This window comes from Proteus sp. TSJ240517, assembly GCF_047921575.1.
In the GTDB taxonomy this organism is placed as follows: domain Bacteria; phylum Pseudomonadota; class Gammaproteobacteria; order Enterobacterales; family Enterobacteriaceae; genus Proteus.
Genome location: NZ_JBLRMH010000009.1, coordinates 173,230 through 191,937, shown reverse-complemented (window position 1 = coordinate 191,937; position 18,708 = coordinate 173,230). Strand labels below are relative to the sequence as shown.

The following is an 18,708-nucleotide window of genomic DNA, read 5'->3' as shown; positions in this document are numbered from 1 at the left end:
CTTTTTTTTTCAACAAAACAAAGAAAAACGCTCTATTTTTATGCTGATAGAGTAAAATCCGAACAGCTTTATCCAGCTGACTCACGTAAGATAGAAGATAAATTATGGTATAGGTAATCTTTATTATGCAATTTAACGAGCAACGTTCAGCTTCTCAAAAAAATCTTTCTTATATAGTTGCTGAAAAACTAGGTAAACAAATCCTTTCGGGACATTATGAACCTGAATCTTTACTACCTGGAGAAATAGAACTAGCAGAAATACTCTCCGTCAGCAGAACAGTTATCCGTGAAGCAATCAAAATGCTCGCTGCAAAAGGTATGCTTTTACCTCGGCCAAGAATAGGTACTCGTGTTACTCCAATGCAAAATTGGAATCTATTAGATAATGATCTTCTTAATTGGTGGATAGACAGCGGTGAATTTAATAAGGTCAGCCATTATTTCCATCACGTTCGTTTAGCAATAGAACCTCAGGCATGTTATTTAGCAGCATTTAATGCAACCGAAAGCCAAAAACAGTCTCTTGCTTTATTTGGTAGAGAAATGCAGTTGCTTGATGAGAATTTCGATAGACAACATTGGCTAGATATCGACACTCAATTTCACTATCTCATTTATCAAGCAAGTGGCAATCCATTCTTTGCCTCATTCGGCTCATTATTTCTTTCTGCTTATAAAAAGTATTTCGATCTTATTGTGGGTAATGAAACCGTTCAGCCGGAAACACATAATCAAATTGTTCAGGCAATTATTGATAAGGATGGAAATAAAGCGCGAGATCTCTGTTTAATCTTATTAACGAGTGATTGAATAGTTTTAATACAAATTTTGTAGGTTTTCTGTTTATAATGAAGCGATAATCAAAATATAGAACAAAGACGGTATATGCTTCATGTTGAAATCCGCCAAAAATATGTCTGGGTTGCCTTGGATTGCTGCAATGGCTTTTTTTATGCAGGCTCTCGATGCAACCATTCTTAATACGGCATTACCAGACATAGCAAAAAGCCTTAATCATTCTCCTCTCGCCATGCAATCGGCTGTTATCAGCTATACCTTAACTGTTGCATTATTAATCCCCGTCAGTGGATGGCTAGCTGATAGATTTGGAACGCGTAAAATTTTTATTATTGCGGTTTCTTTATTTTCAGGTGGCTCTTTATTATGTGCACTTTCTCCTAACCTTACTTTTCTTGTTATTTCACGGATTATACAAGGTATAGGTGGCGCAATGATGATGCCGGTTGCACGCCTTGCTTTACTAAGAGCTTATCCGCGCAGCGAATTACTCCCCATTCTCAATTTTGTCACAATGCCCGGATTAGTCGGCCCCATAGCAGGACCTCTTTTAGGTGGGGTATTGGTTACTTATGCCTCTTGGCATTGGATATTTATTATAAATATTCCTATTGGCCTATTAGGTATTTTCTATGCCATAAAACATATGCCTAATTTCACTATGCCAAAACGTAAATTTGATTTACTTGGCTTTATTTTCTTTGGTTTTGGCTTAGTTATGCTTTCTGTCAGCCTTGATCTTTTTGGTGATAAAAATATCTCTCGATATATTCCTATTGCCATTATTTTAGGTGGATTTTCTTTACTGGGGTTATACGTCAATCATGCAAGACGCCACCAGCAACCACTTATCCCTCTCAATATATTTAAAACACGAACTTTCTCTGTCGGTATTGCGGGAAATATTGCAACAAGATTGGGAACTGGCTGTATTCCTTTCTTAATGCCACTTATGTTACAGGTTGGGTTTGGTTATCCTGCTATTATTTCTGGGATGATGATGGCGCCTATGGCATTAGGTTCTATTTTAGCAAAATCATTTGTCACAAAGATCTTAGTGAAATTTAGCTATCGCCGAACACTCTTTACTATCACCATTATCATTGGTTTGATGATCGCTCAGTTTTCACTTCAATCCCCTGATATGTCTATTTACTATCTTGTCATTCCACTCTTTTTATTAGGTGTGGTCATGTCCATACAATTTACATCAATGAATACAATTTCATTGGCCGATTTAACAGACAACAATGCTAGCTCAGGAAATAGTGTTTTGGCTGTCACCCAACAATTGGCAATTAGTTTTGGTATTGCAGTAAGTGCATCTATTTTAGGATATTTTGATACAGAGAATGTGGGCACTACGGTTGATAACTTTCATTATACTTTTATTACTGTTGGTATCATTACATTACTTTCTTCCTTTGTATTTTTACTCCTTGATAAACATGATGGCGATAATCTAACTAATAAAAAGAAAAAAACCTGATAACGTTATTCAAACTAAAAAAGAGAGCCTAGGCTCTCTTTTTCTTTATATAAGATAGAAAAATACATTATAAAGATGAAGCTAAAAAAGTATCTACCTCATGACGCCATGGTACTGATGGTTGAGCGCCTGCTCGAGTAACAGCAATGGCAGCTGCCGCATGAGCAAATTTAATCGCAGGCATCATAGATTGCCCTTCTAATAAAGCAGTAATTAGCGCGCCATTAAATGTATCGCCTGCTGCGATAGTATCAACAGCTTTCACTTTAAATGCAGGGACAATATAACCTTTACTATTTTTCTCACTTACCCAAACTCCGCGGCTTCCTAATGTAATAAGAACCGTTTTAATACCTTTATGATGCAGAACATCCGCTGCTTGCTGAGCACTTTCATCATCTATCACTTTAATTCCAGTCAGATATTCAGTCTCTGTTTCGTTTGGAGTAATAATATCGACAAGTGATAACAGCTCATCAGGTAATGCTTGAGCAGGTGCGGGGTTTAGTATTACTTGCACATTTTCTTGTTTAGCGATTTCAGCCGCTTTCAATACAGAATCAAGTGGTGATTCTAATTGCATTAACAGAGCATCTGCTTCTTTTATAATATTTCCATGGCGCTGAACATAATTTGTATCTAATCGCCCATTAGCACCAGCATGAATACCAATAACATTTTCACCTTGTTGATTAACGAAAATCAGCGCAACACCCGTTGCGACATCATCAATTAACTCAATACTATTGGTATCAATATTATCTGTTATTAATTGAGCTTTAGCTTTTTTACCAATATCGTCATTCCCTAAACAAGCAAGAAACGAAATATCAGCACCACAACGCCCAGCAGCAACCGCCTGATTAGCACCTTTACCGCCAAATACCATTTGAAATTGGTTACCTGAAATGGTTTCACCAGGAAGCGGAAAATGGGCAACATTAAGAATATGATCTGCATTAACACTACCTAAAATCACAAGTTTCTTCGCTTCCATGATTTTTCCTTACTCTCAGTAATAAATTCTAGATGTATTGCATAAATGACATTCAATATTTTAAACCGATCATCTCAGCAACATTAATGAAAAAACGTGATCACCATCGAAACGTTTCGCTAGTAAAACAAAAAAGAACCAAAAATAAGCAGTAGGAAGCTGAATCGATTTTTGTTATAAACAATTTGTGTGCTAATAGAATGTTTGACTATATGTCAGCAATCCTTTTCTGATATTTTCAGGATGATGACGAAAATAAGTACCCATTATTAGGAGTGTTTATGCAACTTGCAGAGCGGATTTCACAACTTAGCCAATATCTTGAAACTGGGCTTTATGAGCGACAGTCAGCTATCCGTCTTTGTCTACTTGCAGCACTGAGTGGTGAGAGTGTTTTCTTACTTGGCCCTCCAGGTATTGCCAAGAGCTTAATAGCCAGAAGAATGAAAGAAGCTTTTAAAGAGGCTAAAGCATTTGAATACCTAATGACGCGTTTTTCAACACCCGAAGAAATTTTTGGTCCTTTATCTATTCAAGCCTTAAAAGATGAAGGTAAATATCAGCGTTTGGTTGAAGGATATTTACCTGATGCTGAAGTTGTCTTTCTTGATGAAATATGGAAAGCAGGACCCGCTATTCTTAATACGTTATTAACAGCGATTAATGAGCGTAAATTTAGAAATGGAGAAGCTGAAGTTGCTATTCCAATGCGTTTGTTAGTATCCGCCTCTAATGAGTTACCTGATTCAGACAGTAGTCTTGAAGCGCTATATGACCGAATGCTTATTCGTATTTGGTTAACAAAAGTTCAGGATAAGAAAAACTTTCGCGCATTACTTATTAATAAAGAAGTAGGCTCTTTTCATATTCCAGAACATATCCAAATTACCGCAGAAGAGTTTTCACGTTGGCAATCAGAATTAGAAAAGGTCACTTTAGATGACCATTTATTTGATTTAATTTATCAACTTCGTGAGTCTTTAGATAAAAGTGATGCTGCACCTTATGTTTCAGATAGACGTTGGAAAAAAGCGGTACGCCTTTTACAAGCCAGTGCCTTTTTTAATGGTCGTAGTGCTATTTCACCATTAGATCTTATTTTATTAAAAGATTGCCTATGGCATGACCAAGCATCATTTGCATTATTAGATAAGTTATTACAAAACCTTTTAACAGAACAAGCCTACCACCAGCTAGAGTTGATTAGAAAAATAGAAAGTTTATGGGCTGAGTGGATGCAATCGACAAGAAGTAAGCAAGATCAGCAGGCTTTTCGTTTTGAAAAACAAAGTGGAATGTTTGGACGAAACGCACATTTTAGCCTATCAGATAAAATGCAGGCTGATAAATTCACCCTGTTTTTACACATCCCTCTTCATATCCATAGTATTCAGGTTAACTTTATTACTATCGAACAAAAAGCATTAGAAAACTTTTTGGCAAAAGGGGATGAGTTATTAGCACGTTTAAATGGTATTGGTTTCCCACAATCAATTAATGCACAAATACGCCAAGATGGCGTATTAGAAATTTTGGATGTGAGTCGTCGAACAACATCTCTTTATCAACAAAAAGAGACAGCACCCGCTGTTCCTATTGAAGATAACAAAGAGTGGAAAGATAAGTTAAAAGATCTGACTCAAGAAATTTATGGTGAGCAGGAAAAATTTAATCATCATCAACCAAATTTATTTATTGATAATGATTGGCTTATTTCCATAGAACAAAGTTTTGTTCAGCTTAATGACAAATTGTCGCAATTAAAAAGCCAAATAAAGTAATGATATTATGCTGACACTTTCAACATTAGATATGCTTTTAGCCATAAATGAAGGACAGCTTATTGAGGAAGTTATTATTGCTGTACTTGCATCTCCTCAATTAGCGGTATTTTTTGAAAAGCATCCTAGACTCAAAAAAGCCTTATTGAAAGATATCCATCAATGGAAAAAAAGCTTACAGCAAAGAGTAAAAGAGACATTAGTCCCGACAATGATTGCTGATGAGTTTGCACTTTATCAACAAACGCAGTCATTTGGTAATGCGATGTTTAATCAGCAAGTAGAGAAAACACTGGCTGAATTAAACAAGCTAGACTCCTCTTTTACTGACGAAGCATCACAACTGATTAAAACCAATAAGCCTTTTTCACCCGCTCAACAAGCTTTGTTTATTCAACACTGGCGGATAAGTTTAATTTTCCAAGTCACTGCATTACACAAAGCCCTATTTGACCAAGAACAAGAGCAACTCCTTGCTGAGCTTCAGGAACGTTTGGCACTAAGTGGAAGCTTAAGTAATACATTCTCAGAAAATGAGCGTGCAGCAGGGCGTTTATGGGATATGAGTAAAGGTGTTTTAACAAAAACGCCTTTCGATGAGAAAATTATTCAACGTTATAGCGACTTTCTCGATCAACAACCTGAATTACATAAACTCGCAAGTTTGCTAGGTCGTAGCAAAACAGCGAAATCACTTCCTGAAGAGAGTGTGATTTTTGAGCCAGTCACTATTGTTGAGAAAGCACCAGATACAACACCAGAGCAAGTCAATGGTATAGGGCTCAGTGATGATATCTTACGCTTACTCCCTACAGAGCTCGCCTTGTTAGGTATTAATGAAATCGAATATGAGTTTTATCGAAAGCTGGTGGAAAAACAACTCAATACCTATCGATTACAAGGAGATAATTGGCAAGAGCGTACTGTATTGCGTCCAGTAACTCATCATCATGATGAAGAAAGACCAAGAGGACCTTTTATTGTATGTATTGATACATCAGGTTCGATGGGGGGATTTAACGAACAGTGTGCTAAAGCTTTTGGGCTTGCATTGATGAAAATAGCACTAGCTGATAATCGTTCATGTCATGTGATGTTATTTTCTACTGAAACAGTACATTACCAATTGTCATCGTCTAATGGTCTGCAAGATCTTATCAAGTTTTTGAATCAGTCATTTAGAGGGGGTACGGACTTAAGTGCTTGTTTAGATAATGTCGCAGAAAAACTAAATAACCCAGCATGGAAAGATGCTGATGCTGTTGTTATTTCTGACTTTGTCGCCCAAAGGTTACCCGAAAACCTAATCAACAAAATCAAAAAAATCCAACAGCAACAGCACAATCGCTTCCATGCGGTTACCCTATCCAATTACGGTAAACCCAGTATCATGAAAATCTTTGACCATATATGGCGTTTTGATACTGGATTAAAAAGTCGTTTACTTCGACGCTGGCGCCAATAATTACAGCATATCGGCGAAAGCTAAACGGGTATCTTTTTCCCATACACCGCATTGTACTTGTCCAATGTGCTCTTTTTGTAGCAGTAGCATCACTAAACGAGATTGGCCAATACCGCCACCGATAGTTTGTGGCATATCACCATGCATTAATGCTTTGTGCCAATCCAGCTCAAGACGCTTAGTATCGTCTGTTAATGTTAACTGACGCATTAATGTTTCAGGGTCGACACGGATACCCATTGATGACAATTCAAACGCATCTTGTAGAACAGGGTTCCAAACAAGAATGTCACCGTTTAAACCTTCAAATCCATCTTCGTTTGGTGTTGTCCAGTCATCGTAGTCTGGCGCTCTTACATCATGAGCTTCGCCACTTGATAATTTGCCACCAATACCAATTAAGAAAACAGCACCATATTCTTTTGTAATCGCTTTTTCACGACCTTTAGCATCAAGGTCAGGATAACGACGCAGTAACTCTTCAGTGTGGATAAATTGAATTTGATCTGGCAGGAACGGTACCAGACCAAACTCTTCGCTGACGGCTTTTTCAGTTTCTTTTATTGCCTGATAAATTTTACCCACTGTCTGCTTAAGATAAGGAACTGTACGCTCTTTATCTTCCATCACTTTTTCCCAATCCCACTGATCAACATAAACAGAGTGGATCTGAGTTAAGCGATCTTCGTCTGGTCGCAAAGCTTTCATATGAGTATAAAGACCTTGACCAGAACTAAATCCAAAACGAGCTAATGTTTTACGTTTCCATTTAGCTAATGAATGGACAACCTCAAAAGTAGAATCTGGTAAAGATTTGACTTTAACTTGTACTGCCTTCTCATGACCAGATAAGTTATCTTGAGTTCCATCACCAAGGCGACTTAAGATCGGTCCTTGAACTTCAATCAGTCCTAATTCTTTTTCCAGCAGTCGTGAAAAATAAGATTTAACAAAGCTAATTTGCTGTTGAGTCTGGATGAATGATTTTTCCATTTTTATATTCCTAGTGGTGATGTCGTGTTTCGCTGATATAGATTAAGCAACAAAACAGGTACTAAATTCAATATACTTCATTAAAAATAGCCTTACTTGTTTTAAATCGTTAAAAATAACGCTATAAAAATGTATTATCGTTAAAAACAGAGGGGATTTATGGACAATATTTATCAGATCGATAATCTCGATCGTGACATACTTCACGCATTAATGGCGAATGCGAGAACACCTTACGCTGAATTAGCCAAAAAATTCGAAGTAAGCCCTGGCACAATTCATGTTCGAGTAGAGAAAATGAAGCAGGCAGGAATTATTACGGGAACGCGAGTTGATATTAGTGAAAAGCAACTCGGTTTTGATGTCTGCTGCTTTATTGGCATTATTCTTAAGAGTGCAAAAGACTATCACACTGCATTAGATAAATTAGATAAGTTAGATGAAGTTGTAGAAGTGTACTATACAACAGGACAATACAGTATTTTTACGAAGGTTATGTGTAAAAGTATAGAAGCCTTACAAGACATACTTATCAACAAAATCCAGACAATCGATGAAATTCAATCAACAGAAACCCTGATCTCACTGCAAAACCCGATAATAAGGACGATCAAGCCATAAGGGTAAATTCTTATTTTTTTTTATAACCACATTATCCACAGGTAGATCCCAAGTGATTCACAGCGTACAATAGCGCGTCTTAAACATAAGGAGATCATTAATGAAAAAAGTCACTCTTATTAGTGGCAGTACCATGGGTAGTGCTGAATATGTTGCAGAACACCTTGCAGAGATCTTATCTGATGAAGGGTTTGAGACGGATCTGCACCATGGGCCTTCTCTTAATGATCTTCCAAATGAAGGGATCTGGCTGGTGGTCACATCAACGCATGGTGCAGGTGATCTTCCTGACAACCTACAGCCTTTTGCTAATGAAATATCGGCTGACTCCGTTGATCTTAGTAATGTCACCTTTGGTGCGATCGGCATAGGAAGTAGTGAATATGACACTTTCTGCGGTGCGATCAGAACATTGGATCAAAAATTGGTGGAAAAAGGGGCGACTCGCCTTGGCGATCGTCTCGAAATTGATATTCAAAAGTACGACATTCCGGAAGATCCAGCTGAAGAATGGATAGCTTCTTGGAAAAATTTACTTTAAATTGCACAAAAAAACAGCAAACGAATGTGGATAACTCTGCTTAAAAGCAGGGGTTAACCCGTAGTTATCCATTGTATAAGGCTATATCAAGAAATGACCTGTGCATAAGTCGTCATTTTGATCCCAGCTTATCAGCAGATAGATCACGGATCATTCACAGTATATGATCCTTTACACTTTTATGATCTTTAAATAGAAAATCCACTTATCCACAGAGGATCGCTTCCTTAATAAAAGATCTAATAAAGAGATCTTTAAATAAAAAGATCTTTAAATAATTACCTGCGGATCTGCTCGCTTGTATCTGTCAAAAAGTTGAGTAGAATTCGTTTTCCCAATGCAACACATTCAGCATTCGTAACATTTAAGGTTCACACATGTTTTATCCAGAACACTTTGACGTCATTGTCATCGGTGGTGGTCACGCCGGTACAGAAGCCGCTATGGCTGCAGCTCGTATGGGGCGTCAAACCCTATTACTGACCCACAATATTGATACTTTGGGCCAAATGTCTTGTAACCCAGCTATTGGTGGGATTGGTAAAGGGCATCTGGTAAAAGAGATCGATTCCATGGGTGGATTAATGGCAACCGCTATTGACCATGCAGGGATCCAATTCAGAACCCTTAACGCAAGTAAGGGACCAGCTGTAAGAGCAACAAGAGCACAAGCTGACCGTGTTCTTTATCGCCAAGCTGTTCGTACTACTCTTGAAAATCAACCTAATTTAATGATCTTCCAACAACCAGTTGAAGATCTCATTGTTGAAAACGACCAAGTAACAGGTGCTGTTACTCGTATGGGCTTAAAATTCCGTGCTAAGTCTGTTGTTCTAACTGTAGGTACTTTCCTTGATGGAAAAATCCATATTGGTTTAGAAAATTACAGTGGGGGTCGTGCAGGTGATCCACCATCAGTTTCGTTATCACACAGACTACGCGAATTACCTTTACGTGTAGGTCGTTTAAAAACAGGCACACCACCTCGTATTGATGCTAGAACTATTGATTTTAGCCAATTAGCCGTTCAGTTGGGTGATACTCCAATGCCTGTTTTCTCGTTTTTAGGTAATGTGGATCAGCATCCTGAACAAATGCCTTGCCATATCACATACACAAACGAAAAAACGCACGATGTTATTCGTAATAACCTCGATCGTAGCCCAATGTACGCTGGTGTCATCGAAGGAATAGGTCCTCGTTATTGCCCATCTATTGAAGATAAGGTGATGAGATTTGCTGATCGTAATTCACATCAGATCTTTTTAGAGCCTGAAGGTTTAACAAGTAACGAAATTTACCCAAATGGTATTTCAACAAGCTTACCTTTTGATGTTCAAATGCAAATCGTAAATTCCATGAAAGGTATGGAAAACGCGAAGATCATTAGACCTGGTTATGCAATTGAATATGACTTCTTCGATCCTAGAGATCTAAAACAAACCCTAGAAAGCAAATTTATCAATGGGTTATTCTTTGCAGGGCAAATTAACGGTACAACCGGTTATGAAGAAGCGGCGGCTCAAGGTATGCTTGCTGGGCTTAATGCGGCACGTTACGCCTTCGATCAAGAAGGTTGGTTCCCACGTCGTGATCAAGCATACATTGGTGTATTAGTTGACGATCTTTGCACACTAGGCACAAAAGAACCGTACCGTATGTTTACCTCTCGTGCAGAATATCGCTTGATGTTACGTGAAGATAATGCAGATTTACGTCTGACGGAAATTGGACGTGAATTAGGCATGGTTGATGATAACCGTTGGGCACAATTTAGCGAAAAAGTTGAGTTAGTTGAAAAAGAGCGCCAACGTTTAAGAGATATCTGGGTTCATCCTAAAGCAGATAATATTTCTGAAATTAACGAGTTACTTAATACACCACTATCTAAAGAAGCTAATGGTGAAGATTTATTACGTCGCCCTGAAATGACGTATGACATTTTGAAAAAAATCCCTCGTTTTGCACCAGGTATTGATGATTCAAAACCACAAGCTGCTGAACAAGTTGAGATCCAAGTTAAGTACGAAGGTTATATTAGTCGCCAGCAAGAAGAGATTGAAAAACAACTGCGCAATGAAAATGCAGCGCTACCGATAGATCTGGACTATAAGCAAGTTAGCGGATTATCTAACGAAGTTATTGCGAAACTTAACGATCACAAACCCACATCGATCGGACAAGCATCGCGGATCTCAGGTGTTACACCTGCGGCTATTTCCATTTTATTAGTTTGGTTGAAAAAACAAGGCCTATTACGCAGGAGCGCATCATGAGTGACTTACTTAATCGGCTAAAAAAGCTGGCTAAGCAAGCCAATATTGAGCTTACAGATATTCAAGCTGAAAAACTCACTGGCTATGTTGCTATGCTTGATAAATGGAATAAAGCATACAACCTCACATCAGTGAGAGATCCACAACAAATGCTTATCCGTCATATTTTGGATAGCATTGTTGTTAGTCAATATCTTGAAGGTGAAAGATTTATTGATGTGGGTACAGGGCCTGGTTTACCGGGTATCCCTTTAGCGATAATGCGTCCCGATCACCACTTTGTATTATTGGATAGCTTAGGCAAGCGGGTTCGCTTTATGAAACAAGTTCAGCACGAGCTAGGACTTAATAATATCGAGCCAGTTCAATACCGTGTTGAAGAGTACCAAACAGAGAAGCCTTTTGATGGTGTTATCAGCCGAGCATTTGCCTCTATGAACGATATGCTCTCTTGGTGCTCTCATTTAGTGACTGAAGAACACGGTCGTTTCTATGCACTGAAAGGACAAATTCATCAAGAAGAGTTGGATGAACTTGCTGATAATGGATTAAAAATGCCTGAAAAAGTGATTAGCTTATCCATACCTGAATTGAATGAACAAAGACATTTGGTGATTATTTAATCAAATATTTAGTGTTTCACTGATCCTTTTTTCATTTTTTGTGCTCTGGCGATAACATTTACAATGTTATCGCCATTTGCTTTAGGGGGAATTATACGAAGTATTAAAATTCACTTTAATAGAACAATAATTTAACAATATATTATCTTTTGCTTTAATTCCCTTTGTTGCCTGCGTTTTTCTCTTTTTATTTCCAAAATAAATTAATAATTCTGTGCATTATAAAAATATTGAATTTATTTAATTGAAAATCGATTAATTATTTTTCAATTGCCACTAAATTGTTCATAAAAGGGAAGTTATTTGTTAACTCTGTTATATATTTTATGAAATAAGCTTTATTTATACTTTTGTATTTGTGATGTATATCACGCTATTTATTTTATTCAGCTCTATTATTTTTACTCTTTTTGTTCTTAATCATTTTTCATAAATGGAACCTTGGTAAGAAATTTAAATTAATCTTCACTTTTTCGCTACTTATTGATTGAATTCATTGCCACGCCCCGTATAATTTGCTCGTTTTTGTCACTTGACACTTTATAGCAAAGACAGTTTGATACATCATTCAGTAATACCTTTTACGATAGCTAGTCTGGAGAATACAAACGTCATGTCTGTCTCCCTCTACAGCGGGAAAGTTGCACTGAAACTGTTATTTTTGCAGTTTATGACTTTTGTTATTCTCAGTGCGGGTTTCTACTTAAAGAGTACAGACTGGAGTTTTTCGGCTTTTTTAGGCGGGTTGGCATGTTGGTTACCCAATATTGCTTTTCTTTTGTTAATGCGCTTACAAAAAGTCAACGAAGAAGAAGCTCCAGTTCGCATAAACTGGCTTTTTGCTTTCAGTGAAGGGTTGAAGGTTATATTATCAATAGCCTTGCTGATTGTTGCTTTAGGAGTGTTTAAAGCGGCATTTGCACCACTGGTCATGACCTACTTAGCGGTGCTTGTTATGCAGGTCGTTGCACCAGCCGTCATTAACGGTTAGCGTTTTTAACAACAAAAGGGTAATTGGCATCATGTCTGCATCAGGAGAAGCATTAACCACTAGAGACTACATAGGTCACCACCTGAATAACCTTCAGTTGGACCTGCGTACTTTCGAGTTGGTCAATCCCCATGCTGAAAATGCGCCATCATTCTGGGTGTTAAATATTGACTCACTTTTCTTTTCAGTACTGATGGGAGCACTATTCCTATGGCTGTTTAGAAAAGTAGCAGTAAGAGCAACCAGTGGCGTACCGGGAAAATTCCAGACTGCAGTAGAAATGATCATTGGTTTCGTTGATAGCAGCGTCCGTGATATGTATCACGGAAAGAGCAAGGTCATTGCACCTTTGGCATTGACTGTGTTCGTTTGGGTGCTGTTAATGAATGCCCTGGATTTATTACCAATCGACTTCATCCCTTATATCGGTGAACACATCTTAGGGTTACCTGCGTTACGCATCGTTCCGACTGCGGACGTGAGTATTACTCTATCGATGGCAATTGGTGTATTTATCCTGATCCTTTTCTATAGCATTAAGATGAAAGGCATAAAAGGGTTTACAAAAGAGCTGACTTTACAGCCTTTTAATCACCCAATTTTTATTCCTGTCAACTTAATCTTAGAAGGGGTAAGCCTGCTATCAAAACCTGTTTCCCTCGGTCTTCGACTGTTTGGTAACATGTATGCAGGTGAACTGATCTTTATTCTTATTGCTGGTCTGTTACCGTGGTGGTCACAGTGGTTATTAAGCCTTCCTTGGGCGATATTCCACATACTGATTATTACGTTACAAGCATTTATTTTCATGGTTCTAACGATTGTCTATCTGTCGATGGCATCTGAAGAACATTAATTATTAACTCTTTGAAGAAATAACTGAAACAAACTGGAGACTGTCATGGAAAACCTGAGTATGGATCTGCTGTACATGGCTGCCGCTATTATGATGGGTTTAGCTGCAATCGGTGCTGCAATCGGTATCGGAATCCTCGGAGGCAAATTTTTAGAAGGTGCTGCTCGTCAGCCTGATCTGATCCCTCTTCTGCGTACACAGTTCTTTATCGTTATGGGTCTGGTTGACGCCATCCCAATGATTGCTGTGGGTCTGGGCCTTTACGTGATGTTTGCTGTTGCCTAATGATGGCAATGAGCAGTAAAAGCATCAAGTTAGTTAATAACCAAGAAAGAGGTATTGTGCTGTGAATTTAAATGCAACAATCCTCGGCCAGGCCATCGCATTTGTCCTGTTTGTTTTGTTCTGTATGAAATTCGTATGGCCACCAATTATGGCGGCCATTGAAAAACGTCAAAAAGAAATTGCTGACGGTTTATCATCTGCAGAACGTGCTAAAAAGGACTTAGATTTAGCGAAAGCCGATGCAGGCGATCAGCTAGCAAAAGCAAAAGCAGAAGCTCAAGCAATCATTGAATCAGCGAATAAACAACGCACTCAAATGATTGAAGATGCTAAAGCAGAAGCAGAGCAAGAACGTAGTAAGATCGTTGCACAAGCTCAATCCGAACTGGATGCAGAGCGTAAACGTGCTCGTGAAGAACTTCGTAAACAAGTTGCAATGCTGGCTATTGCAGGTGCCGAGAAAATTATTGAACGTTCCGTGGATGAAGCTGCTAATAGCGACATCGTTGATAAACTGGTCGCTGAACTGTAAGGAGGGAGGGGCATGTCTGAAATAGCAACGGTAGCTCGCCCCTACGCCAAAGCAGCTTTTGACTTTGCTGTGGAAAACCAGGCTGTCGATAAATGGCAGGTTATGCTGGCGTTCACCGCTGAAGTAGCACGCAATGAGCAGGTAACCGAATTACTTTCTGGTTCTTTAGCATCAGAAAAACTGGCTGACATCTTTGTCGACCTTTGTGGCGAACAATTAGATGGTCATGCTCAGAATTTAATTCGTGTTATGGCTGATAATGGCCGTTTATCAACGTTGCCTGAAGTATTGAGCCAATTTATTCAATTGCGCGCAGTACTAGAGTCAACGGTTGACGTTGAAGTAACTTCTGCCATTGAGCTAACTAAACAGCAGCTAGCTAACATTTCTGCAGCGATGGAAAAACGTCTATCACGCAAAGTGAAGCTGAATTGCAAAATTGATAAGTCTGTTATCGCAGGCATGATTATACGCGCCGGTGACCTCGTCATCGATGGCAGTATTCGTGGCCGTTTAGAGCGATTAACAGACGTCTTGCAGTCTTAAGGGGACTGGAGCATATGCAACTGAATTCCACTGAAATCAGCGAACTGATCAAGCAGCGCATTGCTCAGTTCAATGTAGTGAGTGAAGCTCACAATGAAGGTACGATTGTATCCGTTAGTGACGGTATCATTCGTATCCACGGTTTAGCCGAAGTTATGCAGGGTGAGATGATCGCACTGCCGGGTAACCGTTTCGCTATCGCACTGAACTTAGAGCGCGACTCTGTTGGTGCGGTTGTGATGGGTCCTTATGCTGACTTAGCAGAAGGCATGAAAGTTAAATGTACAGGTCGTATTCTGGAAGTACCTGTTGGGCGTGGTCTGCTTGGCCGTGTGGTAAACACACTGGGTGAGCCGATTGATGGTAAAGGTGCAGTAGAGCATGATGGATTCTCACCTGTTGAGATGATTGCTCCTGGTGTTATCGACCGTCAATCAGTTGATCAGCCTGTACAAACAGGTTACAAATCCGTCGATGCCATGATCCCAATTGGTCGTGGTCAGCGTGAATTGATCATCGGTGACCGCCAAACAGGTAAAACTGCTCTGGCTGTCGATGCGATCATCAACCAACGCGACTCTGGCATTAAATGTATCTATGTCGCTATCGGTCAGAAAGCCTCTACTATTTCGAACGTTGTTCGTAAATTAGAAGAACATGGCGCGTTAGAAAACACCATTGTTGTTGTTGCTTCTGCATCAGAATCAGCAGCGCTGCAATACCTAGCTCCTTATTCAGGTTGCGCAATGGGTGAATACTTCCGTGACCGTGGTGAAGATGCCCTGATTATTTATGATGACCTGTCTAAACAGGCTGTCGCATACCGTCAAATTTCACTGTTACTTCGTCGTCCACCTGGACGTGAAGCATACCCTGGTGACGTTTTCTATCTGCACTCCCGTTTACTTGAGCGTGCTGCTCGCGTTAATGCTGAGTACGTAGAAGCATTCACTAATGGTGAAGTTAAAGGTAAAACCGGCTCTCTGACTGCGTTACCAATTATCGAAACGCAAGCAGGGGACGTTTCTGCATTCGTTCCTACGAACGTAATCTCTATTACCGATGGTCAGATCTTCTTAGAATCTAACCTGTTTAACGCAGGTATCCGTCCAGCTGTTAACCCAGGGATCTCCGTATCTCGTGTTGGTGGTGCAGCTCAGACTAAGATCATGAAGAAACTTTCTGGTGGTATCCGTACTGCTCTTGCGCAGTATCGTGAGCTGGCAGCATTCTCACAGTTCGCTTCCGATCTGGACGATGCTACCCGTAAACAATTAAACCACGGTCAGAAAGTGACTGAATTGCTGAAACAGAAACAGTACGAACCAATGTCTGTCGCACAACAGTCTTTATCACTGTTTGCAGCAGAACGTGGTTATCTGGAAGATGTTGAAATTTCAAAAGTTGTGCCATTTGAAGCGGCTTTATTAGCTTATGCCTCTCGTGAACATGCTGATTTATTGAAAGAAATCAACCAGACTGGTACTTATAACGAAGAAATCGAAGCGAAGCTGAAAGGCGTGCTAGAAAACTTCAAAGCGACTCAGTCCTGGTAATAACTATTCGGCCTAATAGTTAAACATTAGGCCGTCTGGTTCATGAGGAGAAGCAGAAATGGCCGGCGCAAAAGAGATACGTTCGAAGATCGCCAGTGTGCAAAACACACAGAAGATCACTAAAGCGATGGAGATGGTCGCCGCGTCGAAAATGCGTAAAACGCAGGAACGCATGGCAGCCAGCCGTCCTTATGCAGAAACCATGCGCAGTGTGATTGGTCACCTTGCGTTAGGGAATCTGGAATACAAACATCCATACCTCGAAGAGCGTGAAGTTAAACGTGTCGGGTACCTGGTTGTTTCGACCGACCGTGGTTTGTGTGGTGGTTTGAACATTAACTTGTTCAAAAAACTGCTGGCAGACATGAAAGAGTGGTCTGAAAAAGGTGTGCAGGTAGATTTAGCACTAATCGGTTCTAAAGCCGCTTCATTCTTTGGCTCAGTAGGTGGGAATGTTGTTGGTCAAGTAACTGGTATGGGTGATGATCCAAAACTGTCAGACCTTATCGGTCCAGTCAATATCATGTTGCAGGCTTATGACGAAGGTCGTTTAGATAAACTGTATGTGGTGGCAAATAAGTTCATCAATACCATGGCTCAAGAGCCTAAAATTCTTCAGGTTTTACCATTACCACCAGGTGATGATGAAGAGCTGAAAGAAAAATCTTGGGATTATCTGTACGAACCTGATCCTAAGGCGTTACTGGATACTTTACTGCGTCGTTATATCGAATCGCAAGTTTACCAGAGCGTCGTAGAGAACTTAGCGAGTGAGCAGGCCGCCCGAATGGTCGCGATGAAAGCCGCTACAGATAACGGTGGTAACCTGATTAAAGAACTGCAATTGGTGTACAACAAAGCACGCCAAGCAAGCATTACTCAGGAACTTACAGAAATTGTGTCTGGTGCAGCCGCGGTATAACAGCTAGGTTTACGAATTACGTAGAGGATTCAAGATGGCTACTGGAAAGATTGTCCAGGTAATCGGCGCCGTAGTGGACGCCGAGTTCCCTCAGGATAGCGTCCCTAAAGTATACGACGCTCTTGAGGTTATGAATGGTAAAGAAAAACTGGTGCTAGAAGTTCAGCAACAGTTAGGCGGTGGTATCGTTCGTTGTATCGCAATGGGTACATCAGACGGTTTAAGCCGTGGCTTAAAAGTTGAAAACTTAGGCCACCCAATTGAAGTACCAGTAGGTAAAGCAACACTGGGACGTATCATGAACGTTCTGGGTACACCTATCGATATGAAAGGTGATATTGCAACTGAAGAACGTTGGTCTATCCACCGTGAAGCGCCAACCTACGAAGAGTTATCAAACTCACAAGAACTGCTTGAAACCGGTATCAAAGTAATGGACTTAATCTGTCCGTTCGCTAAAGGTGGTAAAGTAGGTCTGTTCGGTGGTGCGGGTGTTGGTAAAACAGTTAACATGATGGAATTGATCCGTAATATCGCGATCGAGCACTCAGGTTACTCTGTATTTGCTGGTGTTGGTGAACGTACTCGTGAGGGTAACGACTTCTATCATGAAATGACAGATTCTAACGTTCTTGACAAAGTATCGTTAGTTTATGGTCAGATGAATGAGCCACCAGGAAACCGCCTGCGTGTTGCACTGACTGGTCTGACTATGGCTGAGAAATTCCGTGACGAAGGTCGTGACGTACTGTTATTCGTAGATAACATCTATCGTTACACCTTAGCCGGTACTGAAGTATCAGCACTGTTAGGTCGTATGCCATCAGCGGTAGGTTACCAACCAACATTGGCTGAAGAGATGGGTGTTCTGCAAGAACGTATCACTTCAACCAAAACAGGTTCAATCACCTCTGTACAAGCTGTATACGTACCTGCGGATGACTTAACTGACCCATCACCAGCAACAACGTTTGCTCACTTAGATGCGACAGTTGTATTGAGCCGTCAAATTGCTTCATTAGGTATCTACCCTGCGGTTGACCCACTGGATTCTACCAGTCGTCAATTAGACCCACTGGTAGTTGGCCAAGAGCACTATGATGTGGCTCGTGGTGTTCAGTCTATCCTGCAACGTTATCAGGAACTGAAAGACATCATCGCTATCTTAGGTATGGATGAACTGTCAGAAGAAGATAAACTGGTTGTTGCGCGTGCGCGTAAGATCCAGCGCTTCCTGTCTCAGCCATTCTTCGTTGCTGAAGTATTTACCGGATCACCAGGTAAGTTCGTTTCCCTGAAAGACACTATCCGTGGCTTTAAAGGTATTCTGAACGGTGATTATGACCACCTGCCAGAGCAGGCGTTCTACATGGTTGGTACTATCGAAGAAGCAGTAGAAAAAGCTAAGAAGCTTTAATACGGCTGACGGGAGGT

Annotated in this window: 18 protein-coding genes; 16 read left to right on the top strand and 2 right to left on the bottom strand. The window is 40.0% G+C overall.

All coding sequences use genetic code 11. The annotated features are described in order from the left end of the window. Positions 1 to 125 precede the first annotated feature (125 nt). Positions 126 to 812, top strand: coding sequence for a FadR/GntR family transcriptional regulator (locus ACNARN_RS15675; RefSeq protein ID WP_160230827.1), 687 nt, complete (start codon positions 126 to 128; stop codon positions 810 to 812). Positions 813 to 894: 82 nt separating this feature from the next. Then, a complete protein-coding gene (mdtD, locus tag ACNARN_RS15670) occupies positions 895 to 2,289 on the top strand; it encodes a multidrug transporter subunit MdtD (RefSeq protein WP_198620263.1) in 1,395 nt (464 codons plus the stop codon). Positions 2,290 to 2,356: 67 nt separating this feature from the next. On the opposite strand, the gene rbsK is transcribed toward mdtD, so the two are convergent. Then, on the bottom strand, positions 2,357 to 3,286 hold the full coding sequence (rbsK, locus tag ACNARN_RS15665; RefSeq protein ID WP_416304659.1) for a ribokinase: 930 nt from the start codon (positions 3,284 to 3,286) through the stop codon (positions 2,357 to 2,359). Positions 3,287 to 3,567: 281 nt separating this feature from the next. Between rbsK and ravA the strand changes: the two genes are divergently transcribed. Further along, positions 3,568 to 5,067 (top strand): ATPase RavA, encoded by a 1,500-nt coding sequence (gene ravA / locus ACNARN_RS15660; protein WP_285715164.1) that lies wholly within the window; start codon positions 3,568 to 3,570, stop codon positions 5,065 to 5,067. Between the two features lie 7 nt (positions 5,068 to 5,074). Further along, positions 5,075 to 6,532 (top strand): ATPase RavA stimulator ViaA, encoded by a 1,458-nt coding sequence (gene viaA, locus ACNARN_RS15655; protein WP_368927779.1) that lies wholly within the window; start codon positions 5,075 to 5,077, stop codon positions 6,530 to 6,532. Here viaA and asnA read toward each other — a convergent pair whose 3' ends face one another. Continuing rightward, the gene (asnA, locus tag ACNARN_RS15650) at positions 6,533 to 7,525 is read right to left on the bottom strand and encodes an aspartate--ammonia ligase (RefSeq protein WP_198620266.1); all 993 of its coding nucleotides are present in this window, start codon (positions 7,523 to 7,525) and stop codon (positions 6,533 to 6,535) included. 159 nt (positions 7,526 to 7,684) lie between these two features. Here asnA and asnC point away from each other — a divergent pair, with 159 nt between their 5' ends. The 12 genes from asnC to atpD all read left to right on the top strand — a co-directional run bounded on the left by asnC (position 7,685) and on the right by atpD (position 18,691). Next, entirely contained in the window at positions 7,685 to 8,146 is a 462-nt protein-coding gene (asnC, locus tag ACNARN_RS15645; protein WP_416304658.1) for a transcriptional regulator AsnC, read from the top strand. Positions 8,147 to 8,246: 100 nt separating this feature from the next. After that, positions 8,247 to 8,687, top strand: coding sequence for an FMN-binding protein MioC (mioC, locus tag ACNARN_RS15640; RefSeq protein WP_109398565.1), 441 nt, complete (start codon positions 8,247 to 8,249; stop codon positions 8,685 to 8,687). Positions 8,688 to 9,064: 377 nt separating this feature from the next. Next, positions 9,065 to 10,963, top strand: coding sequence for a tRNA uridine-5-carboxymethylaminomethyl(34) synthesis enzyme MnmG (mnmG, locus tag ACNARN_RS15635; protein WP_416304657.1), 1,899 nt, complete (start codon positions 9,065 to 9,067; stop codon positions 10,961 to 10,963). Next, positions 10,960 to 11,586: a 16S rRNA (guanine(527)-N(7))-methyltransferase RsmG gene (gene rsmG / locus ACNARN_RS15630; protein WP_109850225.1), complete on the top strand. Its 627-nt coding sequence runs from the start codon at positions 10,960 to 10,962 to the stop codon at positions 11,584 to 11,586. The genes mnmG and rsmG overlap by 4 nt, the downstream gene beginning before the upstream one ends. Positions 11,587 to 12,199: 613 nt before the next feature. After that, positions 12,200 to 12,577, top strand: coding sequence for a F0F1 ATP synthase subunit I (gene atpI, locus ACNARN_RS15625; RefSeq protein ID WP_109373322.1), 378 nt, complete (start codon positions 12,200 to 12,202; stop codon positions 12,575 to 12,577). Positions 12,578 to 12,608: 31 nt separating this feature from the next. Further along, on the top strand, positions 12,609 to 13,433 hold the full coding sequence (gene atpB, locus ACNARN_RS15620) for a F0F1 ATP synthase subunit A (RefSeq protein WP_072071088.1): 825 nt from the start codon (positions 12,609 to 12,611) through the stop codon (positions 13,431 to 13,433). Between the two features lie 45 nt (positions 13,434 to 13,478). After that, a complete protein-coding gene (gene atpE, locus ACNARN_RS15615) occupies positions 13,479 to 13,718 on the top strand; it encodes a F0F1 ATP synthase subunit C (protein ID WP_004246596.1) in 240 nt (79 codons plus the stop codon). A 61-nt stretch (positions 13,719 to 13,779) separates the two neighbouring features. Further along, positions 13,780 to 14,250 carry a F0F1 ATP synthase subunit B gene (gene atpF, locus ACNARN_RS15610; RefSeq protein WP_109373323.1) on the top strand — a complete coding sequence of 157 codons (471 nt, stop codon included), beginning with the start codon at positions 13,780 to 13,782 and terminating at the stop codon, positions 14,248 to 14,250. A gap of 12 nt (positions 14,251 to 14,262) precedes the next feature. Next, entirely contained in the window at positions 14,263 to 14,796 is a 534-nt protein-coding gene (gene atpH / locus ACNARN_RS15605; protein WP_006534344.1) for a F0F1 ATP synthase subunit delta, read from the top strand. A 14-nt stretch (positions 14,797 to 14,810) separates the two neighbouring features. Then, positions 14,811 to 16,352 (top strand): F0F1 ATP synthase subunit alpha, encoded by a 1,542-nt coding sequence (gene atpA / locus ACNARN_RS15600; protein WP_006534343.1) that lies wholly within the window; start codon positions 14,811 to 14,813, stop codon positions 16,350 to 16,352. Between the two features lie 58 nt (positions 16,353 to 16,410). Beyond that, on the top strand, positions 16,411 to 17,274 hold the full coding sequence (gene atpG, locus ACNARN_RS15595) for a F0F1 ATP synthase subunit gamma (RefSeq protein ID WP_006534342.1): 864 nt from the start codon (positions 16,411 to 16,413) through the stop codon (positions 17,272 to 17,274). Between the two features lie 34 nt (positions 17,275 to 17,308). Further along, positions 17,309 to 18,691, top strand: a complete 1,383-nt coding sequence (atpD, locus tag ACNARN_RS15590) for a F0F1 ATP synthase subunit beta (protein WP_023583323.1) — start codon at positions 17,309 to 17,311, stop codon at positions 18,689 to 18,691. Positions 18,692 to 18,708 lie beyond the last annotated feature (17 nt).